At 34.1% G+C, this 22,902-nt stretch carries 23 protein-coding genes, 1 tRNA gene and 1 riboswitch; of the genes, 3 read left to right on the top strand and 21 right to left on the bottom strand.

Annotation, left to right across the window (positions count from 1 at the left end; genetic code table 11):
* Positions 1-11 precede the first annotated feature (11 nt).
* The 19 genes from WMO18_RS00740 to WMO18_RS00830 all read right to left on the bottom strand — a co-directional run bounded on the left by WMO18_RS00740 (position 12) and on the right by WMO18_RS00830 (position 15,900).
* Entirely contained in the window at positions 12-782 is a 771-nt protein-coding gene (locus tag WMO18_RS00740; RefSeq protein WP_138157898.1) for a thiazole synthase, read from the bottom strand.
* A 57-nt stretch (positions 783-839) separates the two neighbouring features.
* The gene (thiS, locus tag WMO18_RS00745; RefSeq protein WP_022506116.1) at positions 840-1,034 is read right to left on the bottom strand and encodes a sulfur carrier protein ThiS; all 195 of its coding nucleotides are present in this window, start codon (positions 1,032-1,034) and stop codon (positions 840-842) included.
* A gap of 58 nt (positions 1,035-1,092) precedes the next feature.
* Positions 1,093-1,197: riboswitch (TPP riboswitch) on the bottom strand.
* A gap of 148 nt (positions 1,198-1,345) precedes the next feature.
* Positions 1,346-1,421 (bottom strand) — tRNA-Ala (locus tag WMO18_RS00750).
* A gap of 38 nt (positions 1,422-1,459) precedes the next feature.
* Entirely contained in the window at positions 1,460-1,945 is a 486-nt protein-coding gene (gene ybaK, locus WMO18_RS00755; protein ID WP_211147607.1) for a Cys-tRNA(Pro) deacylase, read from the bottom strand.
* A gap of 10 nt (positions 1,946-1,955) precedes the next feature.
* On the bottom strand, positions 1,956-2,660 hold the full coding sequence (locus tag WMO18_RS00760; protein ID WP_211147606.1) for a hypothetical protein: 705 nt from the start codon (positions 2,658-2,660) through the stop codon (positions 1,956-1,958).
* A gap of 9 nt (positions 2,661-2,669) precedes the next feature.
* Positions 2,670-3,293 (bottom strand): thiamine diphosphokinase, encoded by a 624-nt coding sequence (locus WMO18_RS00765; RefSeq protein WP_022506113.1) that lies wholly within the window; start codon positions 3,291-3,293, stop codon positions 2,670-2,672.
* Positions 3,290-4,177, bottom strand: a complete 888-nt coding sequence (gene rsgA, locus WMO18_RS00770) for a ribosome small subunit-dependent GTPase A (RefSeq protein ID WP_022506112.1) — start codon at positions 4,175-4,177, stop codon at positions 3,290-3,292. Before rsgA ends, WMO18_RS00765 begins: the two co-directional genes overlap by 4 nt.
* A gap of 12 nt (positions 4,178-4,189) precedes the next feature.
* A complete protein-coding gene (gene pknB / locus WMO18_RS00775) occupies positions 4,190-6,331 on the bottom strand; it encodes a Stk1 family PASTA domain-containing Ser/Thr kinase (protein WP_022506111.1) in 2,142 nt (713 codons plus the stop codon).
* 12 nt (positions 6,332-6,343) lie between these two features.
* On the bottom strand, positions 6,344-7,069 hold the full coding sequence (locus WMO18_RS00780; protein WP_022506110.1) for a Stp1/IreP family PP2C-type Ser/Thr phosphatase: 726 nt from the start codon (positions 7,067-7,069) through the stop codon (positions 6,344-6,346).
* 2 nt (positions 7,070-7,071) lie between these two features.
* Entirely contained in the window at positions 7,072-8,103 is a 1,032-nt protein-coding gene (rlmN, locus tag WMO18_RS00785; protein ID WP_022506109.1) for a dual-specificity RNA methyltransferase RlmN, read from the bottom strand.
* Entirely contained in the window at positions 8,104-9,432 is a 1,329-nt protein-coding gene (gene rsmB / locus WMO18_RS00790) for a 16S rRNA (cytosine(967)-C(5))-methyltransferase RsmB (RefSeq protein ID WP_022506108.1), read from the bottom strand.
* Positions 9,433-9,435: 3 nt separating this feature from the next.
* Positions 9,436-10,140: a zinc metallopeptidase gene (locus tag WMO18_RS00795; protein ID WP_022506107.1), complete on the bottom strand. Its 705-nt coding sequence runs from the start codon at positions 10,138-10,140 to the stop codon at positions 9,436-9,438.
* Positions 10,141-10,143: 3 nt separating this feature from the next.
* Positions 10,144-11,061: a methionyl-tRNA formyltransferase gene (gene fmt, locus WMO18_RS00800; protein ID WP_211147516.1), complete on the bottom strand. Its 918-nt coding sequence runs from the start codon at positions 11,059-11,061 to the stop codon at positions 10,144-10,146.
* Positions 11,061-11,525 (bottom strand): peptide deformylase, encoded by a 465-nt coding sequence (gene def / locus WMO18_RS00805; protein ID WP_022506105.1) that lies wholly within the window; start codon positions 11,523-11,525, stop codon positions 11,061-11,063. The genes fmt and def overlap by 1 nt, the downstream gene beginning before the upstream one ends.
* 10 nt (positions 11,526-11,535) lie before the next feature.
* Positions 11,536-13,980, bottom strand: a complete 2,445-nt coding sequence (gene priA, locus WMO18_RS00810) for a primosomal protein N' (RefSeq protein ID WP_211147517.1) — start codon at positions 13,978-13,980, stop codon at positions 11,536-11,538.
* Complete coding sequence (gene rpoZ, locus WMO18_RS00815; protein ID WP_022506103.1) at positions 13,970-14,173, bottom strand: DNA-directed RNA polymerase subunit omega; 204 nt, start codon at positions 14,171-14,173, stop codon at positions 13,970-13,972. The genes priA and rpoZ overlap by 11 nt, the downstream gene beginning before the upstream one ends.
* Before the next feature lie 22 nt (positions 14,174-14,195).
* Positions 14,196-14,771, bottom strand: a complete 576-nt coding sequence (gene gmk, locus WMO18_RS00820) for a guanylate kinase (RefSeq protein WP_211147518.1) — start codon at positions 14,769-14,771, stop codon at positions 14,196-14,198.
* Entirely contained in the window at positions 14,764-15,012 is a 249-nt protein-coding gene (locus WMO18_RS00825) for a DUF370 domain-containing protein (protein ID WP_022506101.1), read from the bottom strand. The genes gmk and WMO18_RS00825 overlap by 8 nt, the downstream gene beginning before the upstream one ends.
* A 9-nt stretch (positions 15,013-15,021) precedes the next feature.
* Complete coding sequence (locus WMO18_RS00830) at positions 15,022-15,900, bottom strand: YicC/YloC family endoribonuclease (RefSeq protein ID WP_211147519.1); 879 nt, start codon at positions 15,898-15,900, stop codon at positions 15,022-15,024.
* 252 nt (positions 15,901-16,152) lie between these two features.
* On the opposite strand from WMO18_RS00830, the gene WMO18_RS00835 reads away from it, so the two are divergent.
* Positions 16,153-16,887, top strand: a complete 735-nt coding sequence (locus tag WMO18_RS00835) for a YebC/PmpR family DNA-binding transcriptional regulator (protein ID WP_211147520.1) — start codon at positions 16,153-16,155, stop codon at positions 16,885-16,887.
* 182 nt (positions 16,888-17,069) lie between these two features.
* On the opposite strand, the gene WMO18_RS00840 is transcribed toward WMO18_RS00835, so the two are convergent.
* A complete protein-coding gene (locus tag WMO18_RS00840; protein WP_211147521.1) occupies positions 17,070-18,167 on the bottom strand; it encodes a hypothetical protein in 1,098 nt (365 codons plus the stop codon).
* Between the two features lie 212 nt (positions 18,168-18,379).
* Here WMO18_RS00840 and WMO18_RS00845 point away from each other — a divergent pair, with 212 nt between their 5' ends.
* The gene (locus WMO18_RS00845) at positions 18,380-20,092 is read left to right on the top strand and encodes a phospho-sugar mutase (RefSeq protein WP_211147522.1); all 1,713 of its coding nucleotides are present in this window, start codon (positions 18,380-18,382) and stop codon (positions 20,090-20,092) included.
* 107 nt (positions 20,093-20,199) lie between these two features.
* Here WMO18_RS00845 and WMO18_RS00850 read toward each other — a convergent pair whose 3' ends face one another.
* Positions 20,200-21,519, bottom strand: a complete 1,320-nt coding sequence (locus WMO18_RS00850) for an MATE family efflux transporter (RefSeq protein WP_211147523.1) — start codon at positions 21,517-21,519, stop codon at positions 20,200-20,202.
* Between the two features lie 139 nt (positions 21,520-21,658).
* Here WMO18_RS00850 and WMO18_RS00855 point away from each other — a divergent pair, with 139 nt between their 5' ends.
* Positions 21,659-22,897 (top strand): Y-family DNA polymerase, encoded by a 1,239-nt coding sequence (locus WMO18_RS00855; protein ID WP_138157912.1) that lies wholly within the window; start codon positions 21,659-21,661, stop codon positions 22,895-22,897.
* Positions 22,898-22,902: the final 5 nt, after the last annotated feature.

A 22,902-nucleotide genomic window follows, 5' to 3' on the forward strand; every position in this document is an offset into this window, starting at 1 on the left:
AAATTCACCTCTTAATTACGCAAGAAACCTGTTAATGGATCTGAAGAAGATGCACCACGAGTTAGAACTCTGCCTAATCCTGATAAGTATGCCTTTCTACCGGCTTCTATAGCATTCTTAAATGCAGATGCCATCAATGGTAAGTCACCGGCAGTAGCTAATGCAGTATTTGCCATAATTGCTGATGCACCCATTTCCATTGCTTCACAAGCCTGAGAAGGTTTACCGATACCGGCATCTACAATAATTGGTAAATCAATTTCATCAATTAGAATTTGGATAAAATCTTTAGTAGCTAGACCTTTATTTGAACCGATTGGTGAAGCTAAAGGCATAATTGATGCTGCACCGGCATTAACTAAATCACGAGCAACATTTAGGTCAGGATACATATAAGGCATTACAACAAAACCCTCTTTTGCCAGAATTTCTGTAGCCTTAATAGTTTCTTGGTTATCAGGAAGCAGGTACTTACTATCTCTCATAATTTCAATCTTTACAAAGTTGCCACAACCAAGTTCTCTGGCTAGTCTTGCAATTCTTACTGCTTCATCAGCATTTCTTGCACCACTTGTATTAGGTAGTAATGTAACACCCTTTGGAATATAATCAAGGATATTTTCTTGTTCCTTAGTATTAGCTCTACGAACTGCAAGTGTAATAATTTCAGCACCGGCATCCTTAATAGCTGAGTCAATAAGTTTCATAGAATACTTACCTGAACCTAAAATAAATCTTGAGTTAAATTCATGACCACCAATGATAAGTTTATCATTTTCCATTATAATTTCCTTCTTTCAATGTATATCAAGTTTGTTTTATTTTTTCTTAAGAAGAAATTAGCCTCCACCCATAAAGCTAACAACTTCTACTACATCACCATCTTTTAGTACAGTTGTTTCATAATCAGACTTTGAGATAATTACTTCATTACATTCAACTGCAATAGTCTTTGGGTTATAGTTTGCAATTTCCAGATACTGTGAAATAGTCTTTCCTGACATATCAACTTCTTTACCGTTAATTGTTACCACTTTTGCACCTCCTATAAGTAAAAAAAGAAGCTACCCTATGTTTGGGTAACTTCTCAAAATACATTAATAAATATATCCCTACGTTGGCATTATCCAAATCAGGTAATGGTCGAAGATTATATCTTCCTCTCAGCCTGTAACACAAGCTCCCATAATTTTTACTTTAATAATATTATACTCTTACTTATTATTATTTTCAATAGTTTAAAATTTTATTTTAATTTTTACGCCGTTTTTTCGTCATTTTCTTTTAAAGAAATAAAAAAATACCCATAGGTTAGCTAAAAGTGGCTTATCTATGGGCTTTTCTTTGGTGGAGATGAAGGGGCTCGAACCCTCGACTCCCACAATGCCATTGTGGTACTCTCCCAGCTGAGCTACATCCCCGTTCAATAAGATAATTCTATCACAAGGTAATGAAAAAATCAAGAATTATCTTTTATAATATCAGCTACTTCAACAGGAATTACCTTTTGCAATGAGGATAGTGACAACTCAACCTGGTTACCTACCCTACCTGCTGAAAAGTAGATAGTATCATAGTCATTAGCAGTCTTATGGATAAAAGTTTTAAACTGCTTTTTCATACCGATTGGCGAACAGCCACCATGGATATATCCTGTTAGTGGCAAAAGTTCTTTTTGGTGAATCATCTCTATTGACTTTTCTTTTGCAACTTTGGCAGCTTTCTTTAAATCAAGTTCTTTATTTGCCGGTACAACAAAAACATAATGTTCTTTACTTTTACCAACAGTTACAAGGGTTTTAAAAACCTTGCCTACTTCTTGATTAAGAGCATTTGCTACTTCTTCTGCGTTAAGTTTTGTATTATCATAAGCATAGTGAGAATACTCAATTTTCTTTTGGTCAAGAATTCTCATTACATTAGTTTTTTCTTGTTTTTTTGCCATAATATCACCACTAATTTTTGCTCATCATATTATAAGATGTTTTTACTGCATCTTCAGAAATATCACAAAACAGTTCATACACATTTACATTGCTGAGAACTTTATCAAGAACAGTTAATAGGCTTGACATTTTTTGTTTATCATTAATACAAAGTGTTTGTGGCAGGAATTTTCCTATAGCTTTCTTGGTAGATATTTTATTGATAACATTTTCTTTGCCTTGGTTGATACAACAAATACCTTTTAGTGGTACTAAAATATTTTTATTAATATCATGTTTACCTGAAAAAGGTGTGCCACAAGCATATATCTTATTATCAATTATTCTGATAACCGGTTTGTCGTCATTTATCATAACGGCTCTGTCCCCAAAATACTTCATCCACAAAGCACAATGGGTTGACTTTCCTGTACCACTATTTGCAGTAAAAAGATAGGCTTCATTATCAACAGATATTGCTGATGAATGAAGAAGTATTCCGTCATAATCTAAGATTGCTTCGTAAAATATCATTCCATAAATTACATACTCAGCAAGTGACCTTGATATATGAGGAAAAGAAAGGATATAGTTATCTATCCTTTCTTCTGTAACATTAAGAGTTATGTCTGGTTTTAAATTTTGATTTTTTGCTAAATATTTTTCAGAACGAGTAATTGTCTGTTTATATTTGGGTTCATAATAAACATTTAAACCACACATATTATATAGCATAAAAACCTCTTATTTATAATAAGTTAATAGGATTGCTCTGCCTCTGTTGATTGTGATTTCAGCTTCATCATCAACAAAAACATTGCTAATGCCACGAGATACATTATATGTTAAAGTCTTGTTGTTTAACATATATTCTGCACCTTTATATGTAACATTTACACTTTCACAACCATAAGGGAACACTGAGAAAATAAGGCCTTTCTTGTTGTTCATTTCGTATGAACCTTCCTTTAGGATACGAATTTCCTCACCGTTGTTTCTTGCAATACCGTTATAGTTATATTCTGAGAGAAATGCCAGAGTTGCAATGTTTGCAAATGTATGGTCGGTTCTACCACCGATTGAACCTAGTAGTAAGAAGTCCTTATAGCCTCTACGGATACATTCCATTACACAATGTTCTGTATCAGTATCATCCTTATGGGTATTTAGCTTAACAACTTCTGTGTTCTGTGGTAGTTCTTCCTTTAGTGAATCAAAGTCACCGATAATTAGGTTTGGAGTCAGACCTGCTTTCTTTGCAAAAGAATAACCTGAATCAGCACAAACAATAAAGTCATCACTTGTACATAGGCTTTTGATTTCTTCTACATTTGTATCCGGTGAACCGGAAATAATTACACATCTCATTTTCTTCTCTCCCATTCTTTAATGTCTTTTATTTCATTATACATATCAACATAGCTATTGTGTCGTGACTTTTGAATTTTGCCTTCTTCTACCATTTGTAGAATAGCACAACCCTTTTCACAAGTATGGCTACATGAAGTAAACTTACACTGACCGATATAATCTTCAAATTCAGGAAACATATATTGAAGTTGGGTTTTGTCTTGAATATTAAACTTTTCAAGTTGCATAGTTGAAAACCCGGGTGTGTCACAAACATAACCACCATTAAACTTCAGTAATTCAACAGTTCTTGTTGTATGACGACCTCTGCCAAGTTTATCACTAACTTCTCCTGTTTTTAGCTGAAAATCAGGAAAAAGCTTATTAAGTAAAGTTGACTTACCAACACCACTGTTGCCAATAAAGGCAGTGATTTTGTTAGGTAAAAGTGAATATATTTCATCTACACCTTCCCCTGTAACAGAAGAATAAAGTATAGTCTTGATACCTGTACTGTTATAGATGTTATATATTTCTTCACCACTTTTTATATCTGACTTTGAGATTACAATAACCGGTTCAATATTGTTATATACAGCAGTTGCAGTCATCTTGTCAATAACTGTATAGTTTGGTGCAGGAGAAACTGTACTACAGACTATAACCAATGTGTCAATATTTGCCATTGGTGGTCTAACAATAGAGTTCTTTCGCTTATATATTTCTTCAACTGTAGGATAACCACTTTCAGGTATAGAGATTGTCACTAAATCTCCAACTACAGGAGTTTTGCTTGTCTTACGAAAAGAACCTCTTGCCTTACATTCATATGTATTGTCAGTGGTTTCTACATAATAGAAACCACTGATTGCTTTTATAATTCTACCCTCTACACTATTCATTAAAAAACACCTTTAATATGCCGGAGCAGTAGTAGGTTGTGGTTCTTGAGTTGGCTCTGTGTTATAGTTTGTTGTATCTTGTGAAACTGTTGTTATATCCTGAGTAGGTGCAACAGTTGTATCTTCCTGAGTAGTAGGAGGTGCAGTAGTTGTAGTTGTTGCTATAACATAGTCATGGTATGTTGGGGTTGCCTTCTTATTCTGGAAGTCAATTGTATATTCCTGATATAGCTGACCGTTTAGATATACCTTAACCTTTGAATCGGTTTCTGTACCTGTCAAAGTAAAGCTATATGTCTTTAGTTCTGATGGAATAACATTTGTTGTTGCAAATACATTGCCATCAAATACAACCTGTAGTGAAACACTGTTTGTTTCATTCTTTGGCAACTGAACATCAATCTGAATAGACTGAGCATCCTTTTTACCACCTGAAAGAACAAGTTTTACAGTATAGCCCTTCTTTACAGTACCACCCTGTAAAGGATTTTGTCTAATAACAGTATCCTTTTCTTCATAACTGTTTTCGTCATATTCGTATTCTACATATAGACCTTTACTTTCAAGAATTTCCTTAGCTTCAGAAATATCTTTACCTGTTACATCAGGAATTTTAACTTTCTTTTCAGCAGGGCCTTTTGAAACATAAAGATATACTGATGAACCGATAGTTGTTTTCTGTCCCGGATTTGGGAATTCTGATGATACATAGTCAACATTAACATCTTCACTCTGTACATAAACAATCTCAGGTACAAGGTTTCTTGACTCTAGTTCTTTAATAGCATCTTCCTCTGTTGTATTTAGAAGATGAGGAACTGTTACATCAGAATTTTTGCCGTTTACAGTTAGCTGAATAGTTGAACCTTTCTTAACTTTCTTTGAATCTGCTTCAGGTTGTTGAGAAAGGATAACACCTTCCTTTTTAGTTGAGTCATATTCAAAGTCCAGTTGAAAAACAAAGTTCTCTTTATTATCTCCTTGCTTAACATCAAGGATTGTTTTGCCAACATAATTTGGAACATCTGTATCTGCATTTGAATTTGAGAATGCAGAAGTTACAAAGTAAATACCAAAACCGATTAGGCAAACTATAAATGATGCTACAACACCTAGGATTGCAGACTTTTTCTTTGATCTAACTTTCTTTTCAGGTTCTTCACTATCAAAATCTTCCGGAACAAACTTATTGGAATCTTTGTTATCATCAACTTTCTTTTCTTCAAAGATTCTCTTTGTTTCATCCTTTTTCTTAGCTTCTCTTTTCTTTTCAGCAGATTTTGGTTCTATTGGCTTTGGAAGGCTGTAACCAAATACAATGCTTGGATTTAATCTAAAACGGTCAATATCATTAAGCATTGCTTGAGCTGACTCATATCTATCCTTAGGGTCTTTCTGCATAGCATGAAGAGTGATTTCTTCAAGACCTTGTGGAATGTCAGGATTAATCTCTCTTGGTAGCTTTGGAGTAGACTGAAGTTGCATAATAGCAACAGAAACTGCATTATCAGCTACGAAAGGAAGTTTACCTGTTAGCATTTCATACATCATAACACCAACAGAATAAATATCTGTTTTACCGTCGGTGTTGCCACCCTTTGCTTGTTCAGGTGCTATGTAGTGAACAGAACCGATTGCTTGTTCTGTCATTGTTCTTGTAGCAGAATTAAAGTTACGGGCAATACCAAAGTCAGTTACTTTGATAGTACCGTCTTGAAGCAACATAATGTTCTGTGGCTTAATGTCACGGTGAACAATACCCTTTTCATGAGCGTGTTGTAATGCTCTTAAAATTTGAGTTGTTAGGTGCAATGCTTCTTTCCACTGAATTACACCTTGCTGAGCGATATACTCCTTAAGAGTAATACCGTCAATATATTCCATAACAATATACTGAATCATATCACCAAAAGAAACATCATAAACCCTTACAATGTTTGGATGTGAAAGAACAGCAATAGATTTACTTTCGTTTTTAAATCTTCTGATAAAGTCTGCATTATCAAGAAATTCATCCTTTAGAATTTTGATTGCAACTTCTCTATCGTCAACAGTATCGTAACACCTATAAACATTGGCCATACCACCAACACCAATAAGTTCTTGGATTTCATATCTACCGTCAAGCTTTTTGCCTGTGTACTTATCTATCATAACTCTTCCTCCTTAATATATTGTAATAACGGTAATGTTGTCTGTGCCACCACCGAATTTAGCTTCTTCAACTAACTTGTCGGTAATTTGGTTCTTAGGGTTGTTATTTACAACTTCTGCAATTTCCTCTTTGCTGACACAATTAGTTAAACCATCGGTACAAATAATAACAATATCTCCCGGTTTATATTCGTACTGAGTATAATCCACTTTGATAGTATTCTTTACACCGATTGCTCTAGTAATAAAGTTTTTGTTTGGGTGAACTAAGGCTTCATCTTCTGTAATTTCACCACGACTTACCATTTCTTGAACTAAAGAATGGTCCTTAGTTAGCTGATAAGCCTTATGATTACGAACAAGATAAGTTCTTGAGTCACCTATATGTACAATATGAAGAATATTGTCCCTTAGGAATACACACTCACAAGTAGTGCCCATTCCGATAAGTTCAATATTTTTTTGAGCTAAATTATAAACTTCAAGGTTTGCACCGGAAACTATGTTTGTAAGTAGTGCATATAGTTCTTCGTTTGTGAAATCACTGGTATATAGATTTTTCATTTCCCTAGCTATATATTCACAAGCAGTTGTTGAGGCTGTGTGGCCACCATTAGCACCACCCATACCGTCACAAACTACAGCCCATACTGCACCGTCACACATTCTTCCGGAAAGACAATAATCCTGATTATCGTTTCTGACAAGACCTTTATCTGTTTTACTATGTATATTCAAGATTACTTTCCTCCTTTCTTGTGCTTACCTTTTAGTTGTCCACAACTTGCATCAATATCGCTGCCTAAAGTTCTTCTTACAGTAGCAGTAATACCATATTTAGCAAGTACATTGGTAAATGATATTAACCTTTCTTTGTTACTCTTGCGATAATCATTACCTGTAACATCATTTACAGGAATTAGGTTAACATGACACAGCATACCTTTTATTAAATTACCAAGTATATTAGCTGCTTCGTCACTATCATTTACACCATCAATCATAGCATATTCAAAACTTACTCTACGATTGGTTTTATCTATATAATACTTGATGGCTTTCATAAGCTCATCAATGTTATAAGCATCGTTAATTGGCATTGTTGCACTTCTCATTTTATCAGTTGGTGCATGGAGAGAAACAGAAAGTGTAATCTGTAACTTTCTATCAGCCAAATCATAAATTCGTGGAACAATACCACAGGTTGACAAGGTAATATGCCTTTTCCCTATATTCAGTCCATCATCTGATGAAACCAAATCAAGGAACTTCATTACATTGTCATAGTTATCAAGTGGTTCACCCATACCCATAAGAACAATATTGGAAATTCTTATGTTAAGGTCTTTTTGGGCTGATTCTATCTGGGCAATCATTTCACCGGCAGTAAGGTTTCTTGTAAAACCTTGCTTACCTGTTGCACAGAACTTACAACCCATCTTGCAACCTACTTGAGTTGATATACAGATTGTGTGTCCGTGGTGGTAACTCATCACAACAGACTCAACACACTGCTCATCATTAAATTTAAACAAATACTTAACTGTACCATCATACCGTGAAATTTGCTTTTTTTCAATATATGCAACAGAAATGTAACAATATTCACTTAACTTTTCTTTTAAGTCCTTTGGTACATTCTTCATTTCATCAAAGGAAGTTACACCTTTGTTTATCCATTGGAAAATTTGTTTTGCTCTAAACTTTGGGCAATTTAATGATGAAATAAGCTCTTCAATTTCTTGTAAATTCATTGATTTTAAATCAGTCATTTAATCACCCTTTCTCAGTATTGCAAAGTAGAAACCATCTGAATTATTAGTTTGTGGGAACAATGAACATTCATATTCATTTTCCTTTATGGTTCTTTTAATATTCTTTGGGAGAATTAACTTCTCACCTACAAAATCTTTATGTTCACTTAGGAATTTTTCTACTAAAAGATTGTTTTCTTTTGGGTTAAGGGTACAAGTGGAATACATTAATTTTCCACCGTTTCTTACTAGATTAGCAGATGAACATAAAATTTTATACTGTATTTCTGTTAAGTCATTATTAACTATATTATCTTTATATCTGATTTCCGGTTTTCTGCGAAGTAATCCAAGTCCTGAACATGGAACATCACAAATAACTATATCGGCAACATTCTCTTCATCAAATGAAGTTGCATCATTAATTTTAGTATTTATAATACTTATTTCTAACCTTTTAGAAGTGGAATAAATCAGCTTGATTTTATGTTCATAAAGGTCATAAGAATTTATCTTACCTTTATTATTCATTAGGATTGCACCAGTAAAGGACTTACCTCCGGGTGCTGAACAAACATCATACACAACATTATTTTCTTTAGGTGATAATGTTGTTAATGCTATATTTGAAGAAAGGTCTTGTATGTAAAATTCTCCGTACTGAAAGGCTTTAATATTTTCTACCGAACCTGTATTTTTCAGAGTAATTACATTTTCTAAAATAGACTTTTCAGCAATAATATTTTCTTCTCTAAGATTTTCAATTAAAGTATCTTCATCAGTTAAAAGTGTATTAACTCTGGCATATAGTGGAGGTCTGCCATCTACTGAATTTAGCATATGGGTAGTTACCTTTTCGCCATAACTGTCAAGCCATAATTTAATAATATCTTCCGGAACAGAATACTTAACTGAAAGTAATTTTGTTTTGTCTTTAATTTTACTTAAATCACACTTGGTTTCTGCTCTTGAGATACTTCTAAGAATACCGTTAATGAAACCTGATGACTTAAAAAGTCTTAAATTCTTTGCAAGTTGTACTGCCTCGTTAACAGATGCATTATCCGGAACTTTGTCCATATAAAGCATCTGATAAACTGACATTCTAAGGATTACTAAAGTTTTGGTTTCTATTTTCTTTAGTCTTACAGAAGAAAAGCTACGGATTACATAGTCAAGAGTTATCTTCTTTTCCAGTACTCCGTAAATAATTGCTGAGGCAAAAGAAGAGTCTAGCTTATTAAGATTATTCTCTTTTAATGCTTTATTCACTGCAATTGAACTGTAGGACTCTTCAGTTTCAATTTTATAAAGCACATCAAATGCTACTCTTCTTGGGCTTTTCATCTATTATCTTCTCCTATTATTTGCAATAAAAATAAGTCTTAGTAATTGTAGTAAAGCAGTTGCTGCTGAAGCAACATAAGTCATAGCGGCTGCTTGTAAAACTTTCTTTGTACCTTCATATTCTTCAGGGTAAAGTAGGTTAGTATCTCTGATACACTTTAATGCTCTTCTTGATGCATCAAATTCTACAGGTAAAGTTACGAAAGTAAAAAGAACTGATGCTGAGAAGAATATGATACCTAGCCATAAGCAGAATGAAAACTGTGTTGGCAAAAATAAACCTACTAAGAAAAGTATCCATCCTAAGCTAGAACCTACCCTAGCAATTGGCACAATAGCACCACGAATTTTGTTTGGTACATAACCTGTAGCGTGTTGTACTGCGTGACCTGCTTCGTGACAAGCAACACCTACTGCTGCAACAGAAGCTACATTATAAACACTATCGGAAAGTCTGATAACATTTGTTCTTGGGTCAAAGTGGTCTGTTAAATTACCTGCAACTTGCTCAATACGAACACCATGAACACCATAATGGTTTAAAACATACTCAGCTGCTTGAGCACCTGTCATACCACGCATATTCCTTACATTGCTATACTTGCTAAAATTACTGTTTACTTTGACCTGGCATATAAGTGACAAAATAAGGCATGGTAGCATAAATACAATATATGTCCAGTCAATACCATAAAAGTAATGATACATAATTTATTCTCCTATAACTGTGCCTTTTTCAAGTTTATGACCTTGTAAAAAAGCTTTAGAATCCATCTTTTTTTTGCCCTGTAGTTGAACAGTATTTACAACAACTGCACCTTCACCACAAGCAATAGTAAGTGGATTTGTGTTTAAAATTTCACCGGGTTTACCTTTACCCTCTGTAAGTCTTGTTTCAAAGATTTTTAGGACTTTGCCATTAAGTTTTGTTGAGGCAACAGGCCATGGTGAAAGTCCCCTAACTTGGTTATGAACTTGTAAATTAGTCTTTGAAAAATCAATATTACACATTGACTTATCAAGCATTTTTGCATATGAACTTTTACTGTCATCTTGCTTGATAGAATGAAGTTCACCTTTTTCTGCTTTTTCAAGTGTATCAAGGATTAGCTTACCACCCATTTCTGCCAATGTATCAAAAACTTTACCGGCAGTATCGTTGATGCCGATTTCATATTCCTTAGTTTCAAGAATATCACCGGTATCAAGACCCTTTTCCATATACATTGTTGTAACACCGGTAACTTTGTCACCGTTTAAAACGGACCACTGAATGGGTGCTGCACCTCTGTACTTTGGGAGTAAAGAACCATGAACATTGATACAACCATACTTTGGAATATTCAAAATATTTTCAGGTAAAATCTGTCCATAAGCAACAACAACAATTACATCAGGGTTAAGTTCCTTAATAATTTCATAGCTATCGCTATCCTTTATTTTTACCGGTTGATAGACAGGTATTCCTAACTTTTCAGCACAAACCTTTACATCAGGTGGTGTTAGTATCATTTTTCTGCCTACCGGTTTATCCGGCTGAGTAAAGACAGCTTGTACAAAATGAACTTTTGCAATGTTTTCTAATGATGGAACTGCAAAGTCCGGAGTACCCATAAAAACAACATTCATTAGCCTAACTCCTCTGGGTCTAACATTCTAACAACAATATCCTTAAATACAATACCGTTTAGATGGTCAATTTCGTGACAGAAAGCCTTTGCTAAAAGTTCTTCACCTTCCATTTCAAAGAAATTACCGTTACGGTCTTGAGCCTTTACTTTTACATACATTGGACGCTTAGTGATACCGTATTCTCCGGGGAAAGATAGACAACCTTCTGCAGTTTCTTGTTCACCACTTGTTTCAATAATTTCAGGGTTAACAAGTTCAATTACACCCTCACCAATATCAATAACAACAACTCTTCTTAGCATACCAACCTGTGGACCTGCAAGACCTACACCGTCAGCTTTGTGCATTGTTTCAGCCATATCATCAAGAAGTGTTGCCAACTTATCGTCAAACTTCTCTACATTTCTACATTTCTTATGAAGAATCTCGTCTCCATCTTTTACAATATTTCTAATAGCCATACTCATTCACCTAATTAAAAGACAGTGGATTTATATCTACTGTTATACCTATATTTTTAAATTCCTTATTCTTAGAAAATTCAAGTAATGTTTCCTTAATAACACTACGGAAATCTTTTGAATTTCTACACTTAATTATAGTCTTGTATCTATATTTATTATTTACCTTATAAACATAGGCTTGGCTTGGTCCAAGCACCCTTAAAGGCATACTGCTATAATTAGTTTTAATTTTGTTAATTAAGGCATTTTGAAAGGCATTTGCACACTTTATTGTTGCACCTTCCATTATACCTTGATAACCTATAAGACAAATGTCGGAAAAAGGAGGATAAAGCAGAGCTTTTCTCACTCCTATTTCACCTTTATAAAATGTATCATAGTCTTGCTTTGCCGATAGACCTATAACATAATTTTCCGGTGTTGAAGTTTGGATAACTGCAACACCCTTTGAGTCACCTCTGCCGGATCTACCAACTACTTGAGTTAGCAGAGAAAATGCCCTTTCGTAACTTCTGTAATCATCAGAATAAAGCATTTGGTCGGCATTGATAACACCTACCAATGTTACATTTGGAAAGTCAAGACCTTTAGCTACCATTTGTGTACCGATAAGAATATCATATTCACCATTTGCAAAAGCAGTAAGTTTTGTTTCATAACTACTTTTTGTCATTGTGGCATCAGCATCCATCCTTAATACTCTTGCACTTGGAAACATATCAACAAGTTCTTGTTCTGCTTTTTGAGTACCTGCACCACTAAACTTAAGTGTATGCTGATGACAGTCCGGACACTCATCCGTATAAGGAACTGAATGGCCACAATAGTGACACATCATTCTATTGTTTGCACTATGGTATGTCATAGAAATCGAACAATTGGGACAAGTTACAACTTGACCACAACTTCTACAACTTAAAAATGTATTGTATCCTCTTCTGTTAAGAAGAATAATGGACTGTTTTTTATGAATTAAGTTACTTGAAATAAGTTCTTTTAGTGTTGTTGAATAGTTACTAAAATTACCTTTCATTTGTTCTTCATTCATATCAACAACAGAAACTTGTGGTAATGTTGCTTTACCATATCTTTCTGTTAATTTTACAAGATTATAAATTCCTTTTTCAGCCATATAAAAGCTTTCTACACTTGGTGTTGCTGAAGAAAGAAGTAACAAAGCATTGTGTTTATAACACCTAAACTTTGCAATATCTCTTGCGTTATATCTTGGTGTTTGTTCGGATTTATAGGAACTTTCTTGTTCTTCATCCATAACAATCAAACCGATATTTTTTAGTGGGGCAAAAACTGCACTTCTTGTACCCAGAACAATTTTTGCATCTCCTCTACTGACCCTTTTATATTCATCAAGTCTTTCGCCTATTGATAAACCACTATGGAATACTGCAACATTGTCACCAAACCTTGAGGTAAATATTTTAATTAACTGAGGTGTTAATGCAATTTCAGGTACCATTAAAATTGTACCCTTATTGTCATTAAAGCACTTTTCAATTAACTTCATAAATACTGAGGTTTTGCCACTACCGGTAACACCATAAAGTAAAGAAACTGAAGCTTTGTCATCACAATATTTACTGTATAAATTATCAAAAGCAGACTGTTGTGATGGGCTTAAAACCACTTCATCTTTCTTTACATCTGAAACAGTATAAGGTATTCTCATCACTTCATCAGTAAAGTACCTTGCAATCTTTTTCTTAACTAAAGAATCGGTTACTGACTGGGTGTAGCCTGTATAGTAACAAACTTCCTTTACAGAAGCTTTATCCACAACAGTTAAAAGTTCTGCAACTTTCTGTTGTTTTGGTGTTAACTTATAATCATTAATATCAACATCATCACAAAGTGACACCATTTTTACTGTTGCATCTTTAGTTTTTCTAAAGGCATCATCTTCTCTATTTACTACACCTTGACGGTAAAGTTTATTAAGGGAATTTTCTCCTATAGAAAAAACATTTAAGATTGTTTCTTTTTTTACCGGTTTATTCTCTGATAAAAGATAATCATAAATTTCTCTTTCATAGTCAGTTAGAGAATTTAGTACATCATCATTAACCTTTACTGCTGTATAAAATGTAGAAATATTATAATTTATTCCTACCGGTAGCATTACCTTTACAGAGTCATAATAAGTACAGAAATATCTGTCATGGATAAAATTTACTGTATCAATCATTTCTTGGGTAAAGATAGGCTTATCATCTAGTAATGATGAAATTTCTTTTAGATTTTCTTCTTTACCATAAGACAAAGACAAAATCATTCCTTGACGAAATCTATCTCCTCTGCCAAAAGGTACAAGAACTCTCTGTCCAACTTTTACATTAGACAAATGATCCGGTACTTTATAGCTAAAGAGTCTGTCAAAACCGTAAGTAGTATTATCTACTGCAATTCCTGCAATGAGGAATTCATCATTCTTCATCTTCTGGTTCAAGTAGGTTGTACTTGTGATTCTTAAAATCTTCGATAGCAAGAAGAACCGGCTTTTCGTCAGTAATTATACCCTGTTCTTCAAATTCCTGTGCAATTTCTCTTGCTCTCTTTGCTACACCGATTACTAGTGCATAACGACTTTCCTTACCTGATAACATATCATCTACTGAAGCTAAACGCATAATTATATCTCCTTTTTATAAATTAATTATTCCTTTTTTCTTTCTCTTTTTTTACTATATCAATAACTTGATTTACTGCATCTTCAACCTTGTCATTAACAACCTTAACATCATACTTTGGAACAAACTGTTTTTCAAATTCCACTGCTGAAAGACGTTTCTTGATAACCTCTTCGGTTTCGGTATTTCTGCCACGAAGTCGAGATTCAAGTTCTTCTAATGATGGTGGCACAATAAAAATACTAAGTGCATCAGGTCGCTTATCCATCATTTGAAGTCCACCTTGAACTTCGATTTCAAGAAATACATCAAGACCTTTCTTTAGCATTTCTTCAACAGGTTTCTTAGGTGTTCCGTAATAATTATCAGAATACTGAGCATATTCAAAGAACTCATCATTCTTAATCATTTCTTCAAATTCTTCTTTTGAAATGAAGTAATATTCTCTACCGTTTACTTCTCCCGGTCTCGGAGCTCTTGTAGTAGCAGAAACAGATAGTCGGAAATTATCTTCTTTCTTTAGCATTTCCTTCATAATTGTTCCCTTACCTACTCCGGAAAAACCGGAATAAATAATAAGTAGTCCTTTGTTATTCATCGCTTTGTTCACCCTCCAATCTGTTACCTATTGTTTCAGGAGAAATAGCAGAAAGTACAACATGGTCACTGTCTGTAATAATAACTGCTTTACATCTTCTGCCGTAAGTAGCATCAATAAGCATACTTTTCTGCTTACTATCCTGAACAATTCGTTTTATAGGAGCAGAATCAGGACTGACTACAGAGATGATTCTGCTTGAATTAACTAAATTACCAAATCCAATATTAATAAGTTTCATAAAGCACCTTTATTCAATGTTTTGAATTTGCTCTCTAATCTTTTCAATTTCAGCCTTAATATCAACTACCATATGAGATAGTGTGCTGTCGTTAGCTTTACTACCGATAGTATTGGCTTCTCTATTCATTTCTTGAATAATAAAGTCAATCTTTCTACCGATTTCACCATCGCTATTCATAAGTAATTTTAGCTGGTCAAAGTGACTTCTTAGACGAACAGTTTCTTCATCAACTGCAACCTTATCTGCAAAAATTGCAACCTCTGTTAAAATTCTCTGTTCATCAAAATCAGCACTACCTAAAAGTTCTTCAATTCTTTCTTTTAGTCTGGATTCATAATCTTTTACTCTTTCAGGTGACTTTTCTTCAATCTTTGAAACAATAGAAAGGATAGTTTCGGCTCTTGACATAATGTCAGCCTTCATCTTCTCTCCTTCTACTTCTCTCATCTTAATAAAGTTATCAAGTGCTACATCAAGAACTTCCTTAACTGCATTCCAAACTTCTTCCTCATCTTCAGGTGCTCTGTGTACTTGGAAAATATCGTTGTACTGAGCAACAGTAGAAACAGAAATATCATCTGCTACACCATAGTCTGTTGAAAGTTTCTTTAGTGCATTAATGTAACCTTGTGCTAAACTTGGGTTAATCTTTACAATTGACTCTGTGTCTTCCTTTTGGCTTAAAGAAACATAAACATCAATTTTACCTCTGCTAACCTTTTCTTTAATATAAGACTTTAACTTTTCTTCAAGAAAGTTATAGCCTCTTGTTGTACGGCAATTAAATTCATAGTAACGGTGGTTTACACTCTTGATTTCTACTACAATATCTCTGCCGTCAACAGTTGCTTCGTGTCTTCCGAAGCCTGTCATTGAACGAACCATTATTATAACCTCGTATATTAATTAAAAAATTCATTTTATACATATATGGGCATTTCGTATTTGCATAGTACCCTATATTGTATTTAATACCTATTATAGCAAACATTCAAGAGTATAACGCACTTTTGTAACCAAATTGTAATATATATTTTAAGCATTTTTCTAAACAAGAATAACAAATAAATATATTTGCATTTTTCCTATATTTGTGATATAATTTTAAGGCAAATTTTAATATAAGGGATGATATAAATGTCAGGACATAATAAATGGAGTACCATTAAGCAGAAGAAAGGCAAAAATGATGCTGCCAGAGCAAAGGTATTTACAAAGATTGGTAGAGAACTTATTGTTGCTATTCGTGACGGTGGTTCTGCTGACCCTAATGTAAACTCAAAACTTCGTGATTGTATTGCTAAGGCTAAGGCTGCTAATGTTCCTAATGACAACATTGAAAGAATTATTAAAAAGGCTGCATCTTCTAATGAAGGTGACAGCTATGAATCTGTTACATATGAGGGTTACGGCCCATCAGGTATTGCTGTAATTGTTGAGGCTCTTACAGATAACAGAAACAGAACAGCCGGTGAAGTTCGTCACTACTTTGATAAGTTTGGTGGCAATATGGGTACACCGGGTTGTGTTGGTTTTATGTTCTCAAAGAAAGGTGTTCTTGTTGTTGAAAGAGAAGACTTTGACAAAGATGAAGACACTGTAATGGAAGAAGCTCTTGAAGCAGGTGCTTCTGACTTTGAGGCTGATGAAGACATCTTCACAATTTACACAGAGCCAGATGACTTCTCTGCTATTCGTGATGACCTTGCTGCTAAGGGTTATGAATTTGTATCTGCTGAAGTTGAAGAAGTACCATCAACATACACAAAGATTGAAGATGAAGAAACTAAGGCTAAGATGCAGAAGATGCTTGATATGTTTGAAGAAAATGATGACATTCAGAATGTTTGGCATAACTGGGAAATGGACTAATTAGTTTTTGAATTACATCTATTTCAATAATTTAGGACGGTTAAATATAAATAACCGTCCTTTTCTTTTGTCTTTAAATTTTAAAAGTATGAATAATTATTAGTAGTTATAAAATAATTATAATATAGTAAAGCATAAAAAAGCCACAACTGTAAAAGTTGTGGCTTTAGATTTAAACATTCTTATTTAGCTTTTGTTGTTTGAGTTGCAGCCTGTGTAGCAGTTTCTGTTGATGGTGCAGTTGTTGTAGTAACTGTTGTGATACCTTCAGGCTTCTTTTCACCGTCTTTATAGAACTGAGCAGAACCTAGGATTGACTCACTAAACATTGTCTTGTTATTCTTATCAACAATAGTTAGGATACCGTCCTTTAGTTTATATTCAAGAGTTGCCTTATTCTTATCTTTATCAGTAACACCCTTAAATGTTAGCTTACCATTTTCAGCAGAATAAGCATAGTAGTATGTTGAGTCCATACCAATATCACTGTTACTTGCATGAACAGTCATAATACCGTTATCCTTGATTTCAATGTCGCAATCTAGCTGATACATACCATAGTAATAAGAAATCTTGTATTCTGTATTCCATTTACCGATAAGGTCCTTATCAGTCTTGTAGTCCTTCATAGACATTTCATCATAACCGGGATTTTTGTCTTGGTTCATTTCAATTGTCTGAGACTCAACCTTTTTACCTGTTGACTGGTCTGTATAAGCATCCTGAGTTAACTTAAGTGTTGCGTTACCAAATAGCTTAACACCTGTTACTTCGTATGTAAGTTCTGAATTACCGATAGTAATCTTTTTCTTATCGCCACTGGTTGATAGCTTATATTCACCCTTAGACTGTTCACCCTGAACATTCATATAGTAAGTACCCTTACCGTTAGAATCTGCTTTTTCAAATGTGTAATATACTGCAATCTTCTCAACTTCATCAGCAGTTGAAGATGCTGAACTGTTGTTCTCTACTTCTCTCATCCATGTACCTGTGATTGTCTTTGAACCAAAAATCCAATAAACACCAAAAGCAATAAGTGCTACTAAGAATACACAAATTGCAATAAAGATACTTGGGTGAATGTACTTAAATAGGAAGAACTTTTTCTTTGGTTCTTCTGTTGGTGCAGTAGTTTCCAGTGGTTCACCATCTGCATTTGTTAATTCACCGAACTGTGATACATAACCACCGTTTTCGTCTACACCGTTAGTTTCCTTAGCTGAGGTATTTTCCTCAACTAGGTTTTCATTGTTGATATTGTTTTCGTTATTATCCATTAGAATATTCCTTTCAAAAATTTTGCTATATACTACTATACAATATTATTCTCAATAAATCAACATTTTTATTTTTATATATATTGATAAAGTTATAACAATTTAATAAAAATCCAAAAAACTTATTGATAGAAGGTTGATTTTGTGGTATATTTTTAAGCAAGGAAATATGTTCCTTAAAGAAAAAGCAACTCATAAAGGAGAAACTTGAGATGGATTCTAACACTTTATACAATGTATGGTGCGAAAACGCCAAGGAAGATAAAGATTTAATTGAAGAATTAGCTGCAATTAAAGGCAATGAAGATGAAATTTACGAAAGATTTTACAAGAACCTAGAATTTGGTACTGCCGGTCTTAGAGGGGTTATCGGTGCAGGTACTAACAGAATGAACATTTATGTTGTTCGTCAGGCTACTCAGGGTCTTGCAAACTATGTAAATAACATTGGTGGTGGTGCAGTTGCAATTAGCCACGATAGCAGAATTAAAGCTGACCTATTTATGAATGAAGCTGCTAAGGTTCTTGCTGCTAACGGCATTAAGGCATATATCACCAGTGAACTACAACCAACACCTGTTCTTTCTTTCCTAGTAAGACACTTTGGTTGTAAAGCAGGTATTATGGTTACTGCTTCTCATAACCCTGCAAAATATAATGGTTATAAAGCATATGGTAGTGACGGTTGTCAGATGACAGACAATGCTGCCGGTGCAGTTTATGATGAAATTCAAAAGATTGATATGTTCACAGGTGTTAAGACTATGGACTTTGACAAGGCAGTTGAAGAAGGTCTTATTGAATATGTTAATGATGATGTATATACAGAATACCTTGCTAATGTTAAAGAACAGCAGGTAAATGAAGGTCTATGTGCTGACTCAGGTCTAAAGGTTGTTTACACACCACTTAACGGTACAGGTAACAAGCTGGTTAGAAGAGTTCTAAAGGAAATCGGTATTAATGATGTAACAGTTGTTCCTGAACAGGAAATGCCTGACGGTAACTTTACAACTTGTCCTTACCCTAACCCTGAAATCAAGGAAGCTCTACAGTTAGGTCTTGATATGTGTGAAAAGGTTAAGCCTGACCTACTACTTGCTACTGACCCTGATGCTGATAGAGTTGGTATTGCAGTTCCTGATAATGGCACATACAGACTAATTACAGGTAACGAAACAGGTATTATGCTAACTAACTACCTACTAAGCGTTAGAAAAGAAAAAGGCACATTACCTAAAAATCCTATCGTTGTAAGAACTATTGTTACTTCCCTACTAATTGATGAAATCTGTAAGAAGTACAACTGTGAACTAAAGAAAGTTCTAACAGGCTTTAAGTACATTGGTGAAGTTATCCTAAGACTTGAAGAAAAGAATGAAAAAGAAAGATTTGTATTTGGTTTTGAAGAAAGCTACGGTTATCTTGCAGGTACTTATGTAAGAGATAAGGATGCTGTTGTTGCTTCAATGCTAATCTGTGAAATGGCTGCTTATTACAGAAAGCAAGGTAAGACACTTGCTAATGTAATTGATGAAATTTACAAAGAATACGGCTATTACAGAAACACAACACTTTCATTTGAATTTGATGGTGCCAGTGGTATGAAGAAGATGAAGGAAATTATGGATAATCTTCGTGAAAACCCACTAAAGACTGTTAACGGTGAAACTGTTAAGAAAATTTACGATTACCTAAAGAGTGAAGAAAAAGATGTTGCTACAGGTGAAATCACACCTATTGACCTACCAAAGTCAAATGTACTTCACTTCTGCTTAGGTGGTAATGCAGTTATCATAAGACCTAGTGGTACTGAACCAAAGATTAAGCTTTACATTACTTCTATCGGTAAGACAGAAGAAGAATCAGTCGAAATTGGTAACAAGATTGCTGATGATGTTAAGGCTCAGTTAGGTCTAAACTAATTTAATTAATCATAAAATTATGGCTATGTAGAGTTTCTACATAGCCTATTTTTGCGTATAAAAAGGTGGCTGATTACAGCCACCTTAATTTATTATAAATATAAAATTTAGAATTTTGTAATCTTGGTTAAACCTACTGAAGTGATTATTAGTGTCAAAAGCTCTGCCACTGCAAAAGCTAACCACACACCTGTCATACCGAATAAAATTGACATAACAACTGCCGAAAGTATAATCAGTACAAAACCTCTTGCCATTGATGTTGCAAATGCCCACTTAGGAAAATTTGTTGCACTGAATATACCTGAACCTACTACATTTAAACCTGCAAATATAAAGCCTATTGAATATAATCTTAAACCTACTACTGCATACTTTTCAAGTAATAGATTATTTTCACTGTTAAACATACCAACAATAAAATCTGTAAACACAAAGATAAGTAAAATCATTATTGCCGACAGTAACAAAGAAGTTATAATACTCAGTTTTCTTAAAATTTTTATATCGTCTTTATCACCTTTACCGTAATGTTCGCTAAATAAAGGCTGACTACCTTGTGATACACCATTAAATACGGAAATTCCCACAAGAGAAACATTTGCTACGATACCGTAAGCTGCAACACCTGTGTTACCTGTTAAACCTAAAATAAGGAAGTTGAATACTATTGTGATAACACCTGATGAAATTTGTCCTACAAATGAGGATATACCAACCTGACAAGAATAAACAAGCTTCTTAAATGATGGTTTCTGTGGCTTTAATGATGTTGTATTTTTCTTTGAAAAGATATGGATAAAGCAAATCATTACACCTACTATCGGTGACAATGCAGTTGCTAGGGCAGCGCCTTCCATACCCATATTTAGTGGGAACATTAGCACATAGTCAAATATAATATTAAACAAACTACTGAATAATGTTGCTGACATTGCTATTGATGGTGAACCGTCATTTAAAACAAATGCATTGAAAATATGATTCCAAATAAAAAATGGTGCAAATGACATAAATATCATTGTGTAACCTCTTCCCACTTCTACAATGGTACTGTCACCACCCATAATAGAAACAACTTGTCCCGGAAAAAATAAACCTATTAATGAAAATATAAGACCTATAGTTGTTCCCCAAAACAGTGCATTAAAGAAATAATTTGTTTTACTTTTTGAGCCTTTATTTTTATTAATAGAAAATCGTATTGCTGAACCAACACCAATCATTGCACCTATTGCAAAAATAAAGCTATATATAGGCAACACAATATTTAGAGCCGTAATACCGTTAGCACCAACTGACTCTGAAATAAAAAAAGTATCTGCAAGAATATATAGTGACATGCCTATCATTCCCAAAACATTTTGAGAAACATATCTTACAAATTTCTTGGTAACACTTTTGTTATTACTTTTTGCTATGGTCATATAATCCCCCATTCCATAGTAACTGATTGTAACACAATTAAACAAGAATATCAACATAAATTTACTGTCCCATTTATGGTATTGACTTTATAGAACAAATGTTCTATAATTATATAGAACAAAGGAAAGGAAAAGCAAAATGAGAACAATATTACACAGTGATTGCAATGGTTTTTATGCCAGTGTAGAGTCTTTACTACATCCGGAATACAGAGATAAGCCACTTGCCGTTGCAGGTGATGCCGAAAACAGGCATGGTATTATTCTAGCTAAAAATGAACTTGCCAAAAAATATTTTGTAAAAACCGGTGATGCTATTTGGCAAGCAAAAAATAAGTGTCCTGAACTTGTTGTTATTGAACCACACTTTGACCAATATATGAAATTCTCAAAATTGACTAAGGCTATGTATGCTGAATATACCGATAGAGTTGAGTCCTTTGGTTTAGATGAGGCATGGCTTGATGTTACCGGTTGCAATAGAAGTGGTTATGAAATTGCAAAAGAAATTAACGAAAGAATTAAATATGAACTTGGAATTACTGTTAGTATCGGTGTTAGCTTTAACAAAATTTTTGCAAAGCTAGGCAGTGACTACAAGAAACCTGATGCTATAACTAAGATTGATATTGACGGTTATGACGGATACAAAAACAAGGTGTGGCCTCTCCCTTGCGAGGACTTACTTTATGTTGGCAGAGCAACTAAAAAGCATTTACACACTATCGGTATATACACAATTGGCGACATTGCAAATTGTCCTGTAGAGATACTTAACAGTAACTTAGGCAAAATGGGTGAAGTTCTACACACCTTTGCAAATGGTCTTGACTCTTCTCCTGTTGCACAATTTGATGAAAGACCTGATGTAAAATCTATCGGTAACTCTACAACCACACCCAGAGATTTGGAAAATTATTCTGATGTAAAAATGATTGTACAAATACTAAGTGACAGTGTTGGCAGGAGAATGAGAGAATTAGGCTTTAGGTGTAAAACTGTCACTATATCTATTAGAGATAAAGACCTTTTCTCTTTCACTAGGCAAGGTCAGCTAAAGAATTTCAGCAGTTGTACCGGTGATATTCGTGACAAGGCTTTGGAATTATTTAGAAACAACTATAACTTTAGAAAACCTATACGGTCAATCGGTGTATCTGTTAGTGGGCTTATTGGTGACAATTCACCATTCCAGCTATCTTTCTTTGAGGATAACAACAAGGATATTAGAGATGAAAAGCTGGATAAGACACTTGATTCACTAAAAAATAGATTTGGCAACTATGCAGTACGCCCTGCCTTTTTGATGAAAGACAAAAACCTTACTTTATTAAATCCAAAAGATGACCATATTATTCACCCTGTAGGATTTTTTTAATGGAG

The organism is Ruminococcoides intestinihominis (genome assembly GCF_040096285.1).
Taxonomy (GTDB): Bacteria; Bacillota; Clostridia; order Oscillospirales; family Acutalibacteraceae; genus Ruminococcoides; species Ruminococcoides intestinihominis.

What these genes read in the sequence shown, in the direction of transcription:
- WMO18_RS00825 (WP_022506101.1), bottom strand. Translation starts at nt 15,012, where the DNA reads ATGAAACTTATTAATATTGGATTTGGTAATTTAGTTAATTCAAGCAGA.
- WMO18_RS00850 (WP_211147523.1), bottom strand. Translation starts at nt 21,519, where the DNA reads ATGACCATAGCAAAAAGTAATAACAAAAGTGTTACCAAGAAATTTGTA.
- rpoZ (WP_022506103.1), bottom strand. Translation starts at nt 14,173, where the DNA reads ATGCGTTTAGCTTCAGTAGATGATATGTTATCAGGTAAGGAAAGTCGT.
- gmk (WP_211147518.1), bottom strand. Translation starts at nt 14,771, where the DNA reads ATGAATAACAAAGGACTACTTATTATTTATTCCGGTTTTTCCGGAGTA.
- WMO18_RS00855 (WP_138157912.1), top strand. Translation starts at nt 21,659, where the DNA reads ATGAGAACAATATTACACAGTGATTGCAATGGTTTTTATGCCAGTGTA.
- ybaK (WP_211147607.1), bottom strand. Translation starts at nt 1,945, where the DNA reads ATGGCAAAAAAACAAGAAAAAACTAATGTAATGAGAATTCTTGACCAA.
- WMO18_RS00835 (WP_211147520.1), top strand. Translation starts at nt 16,153, where the DNA reads ATGTCAGGACATAATAAATGGAGTACCATTAAGCAGAAGAAAGGCAAA.
- WMO18_RS00795 (WP_022506107.1), bottom strand. Translation starts at nt 10,140, where the DNA reads ATGTATCATTACTTTTATGGTATTGACTGGACATATATTGTATTTATG.
- rsgA (WP_022506112.1), bottom strand. Translation starts at nt 4,177, where the DNA reads ATGAATAGTGTAGAGGGTAGAATTATAAAAGCAATCAGTGGTTTCTAT.
- WMO18_RS00840 (WP_211147521.1), bottom strand. Translation starts at nt 18,167, where the DNA reads ATGGATAATAACGAAAACAATATCAACAATGAAAACCTAGTTGAGGAA.
- pknB (WP_022506111.1), bottom strand. Translation starts at nt 6,331, where the DNA reads ATGATAGATAAGTACACAGGCAAAAAGCTTGACGGTAGATATGAAATC.
- WMO18_RS00760 (WP_211147606.1), bottom strand. Translation starts at nt 2,660, where the DNA reads ATGCTATATAATATGTGTGGTTTAAATGTTTATTATGAACCCAAATAT.
- priA (WP_211147517.1), bottom strand. Translation starts at nt 13,980, where the DNA reads ATGAAGAATGATGAATTCCTCATTGCAGGAATTGCAGTAGATAATACT.
- rsmB (WP_022506108.1), bottom strand. Translation starts at nt 9,432, where the DNA reads ATGAAAAGCCCAAGAAGAGTAGCATTTGATGTGCTTTATAAAATTGAA.
- WMO18_RS00845 (WP_211147522.1), top strand. Translation starts at nt 18,380, where the DNA reads ATGGATTCTAACACTTTATACAATGTATGGTGCGAAAACGCCAAGGAA.
- WMO18_RS00740 (WP_138157898.1), bottom strand. Translation starts at nt 782, where the DNA reads ATGGAAAATGATAAACTTATCATTGGTGGTCATGAATTTAACTCAAGA.
- fmt (WP_211147516.1), bottom strand. Translation starts at nt 11,061, where the DNA reads ATGAATGTTGTTTTTATGGGTACTCCGGACTTTGCAGTTCCATCATTA.
- WMO18_RS00765 (WP_022506113.1), bottom strand. Translation starts at nt 3,293, where the DNA reads ATGAGATGTGTAATTATTTCCGGTTCACCGGATACAAATGTAGAAGAA.
- def (WP_022506105.1), bottom strand. Translation starts at nt 11,525, where the DNA reads ATGGCTATTAGAAATATTGTAAAAGATGGAGACGAGATTCTTCATAAG.
- rlmN (WP_022506109.1), bottom strand. Translation starts at nt 8,103, where the DNA reads ATGACTGATTTAAAATCAATGAATTTACAAGAAATTGAAGAGCTTATT.
- WMO18_RS00830 (WP_211147519.1), bottom strand. Translation starts at nt 15,900, where the DNA reads ATGGTTCGTTCAATGACAGGCTTCGGAAGACACGAAGCAACTGTTGAC.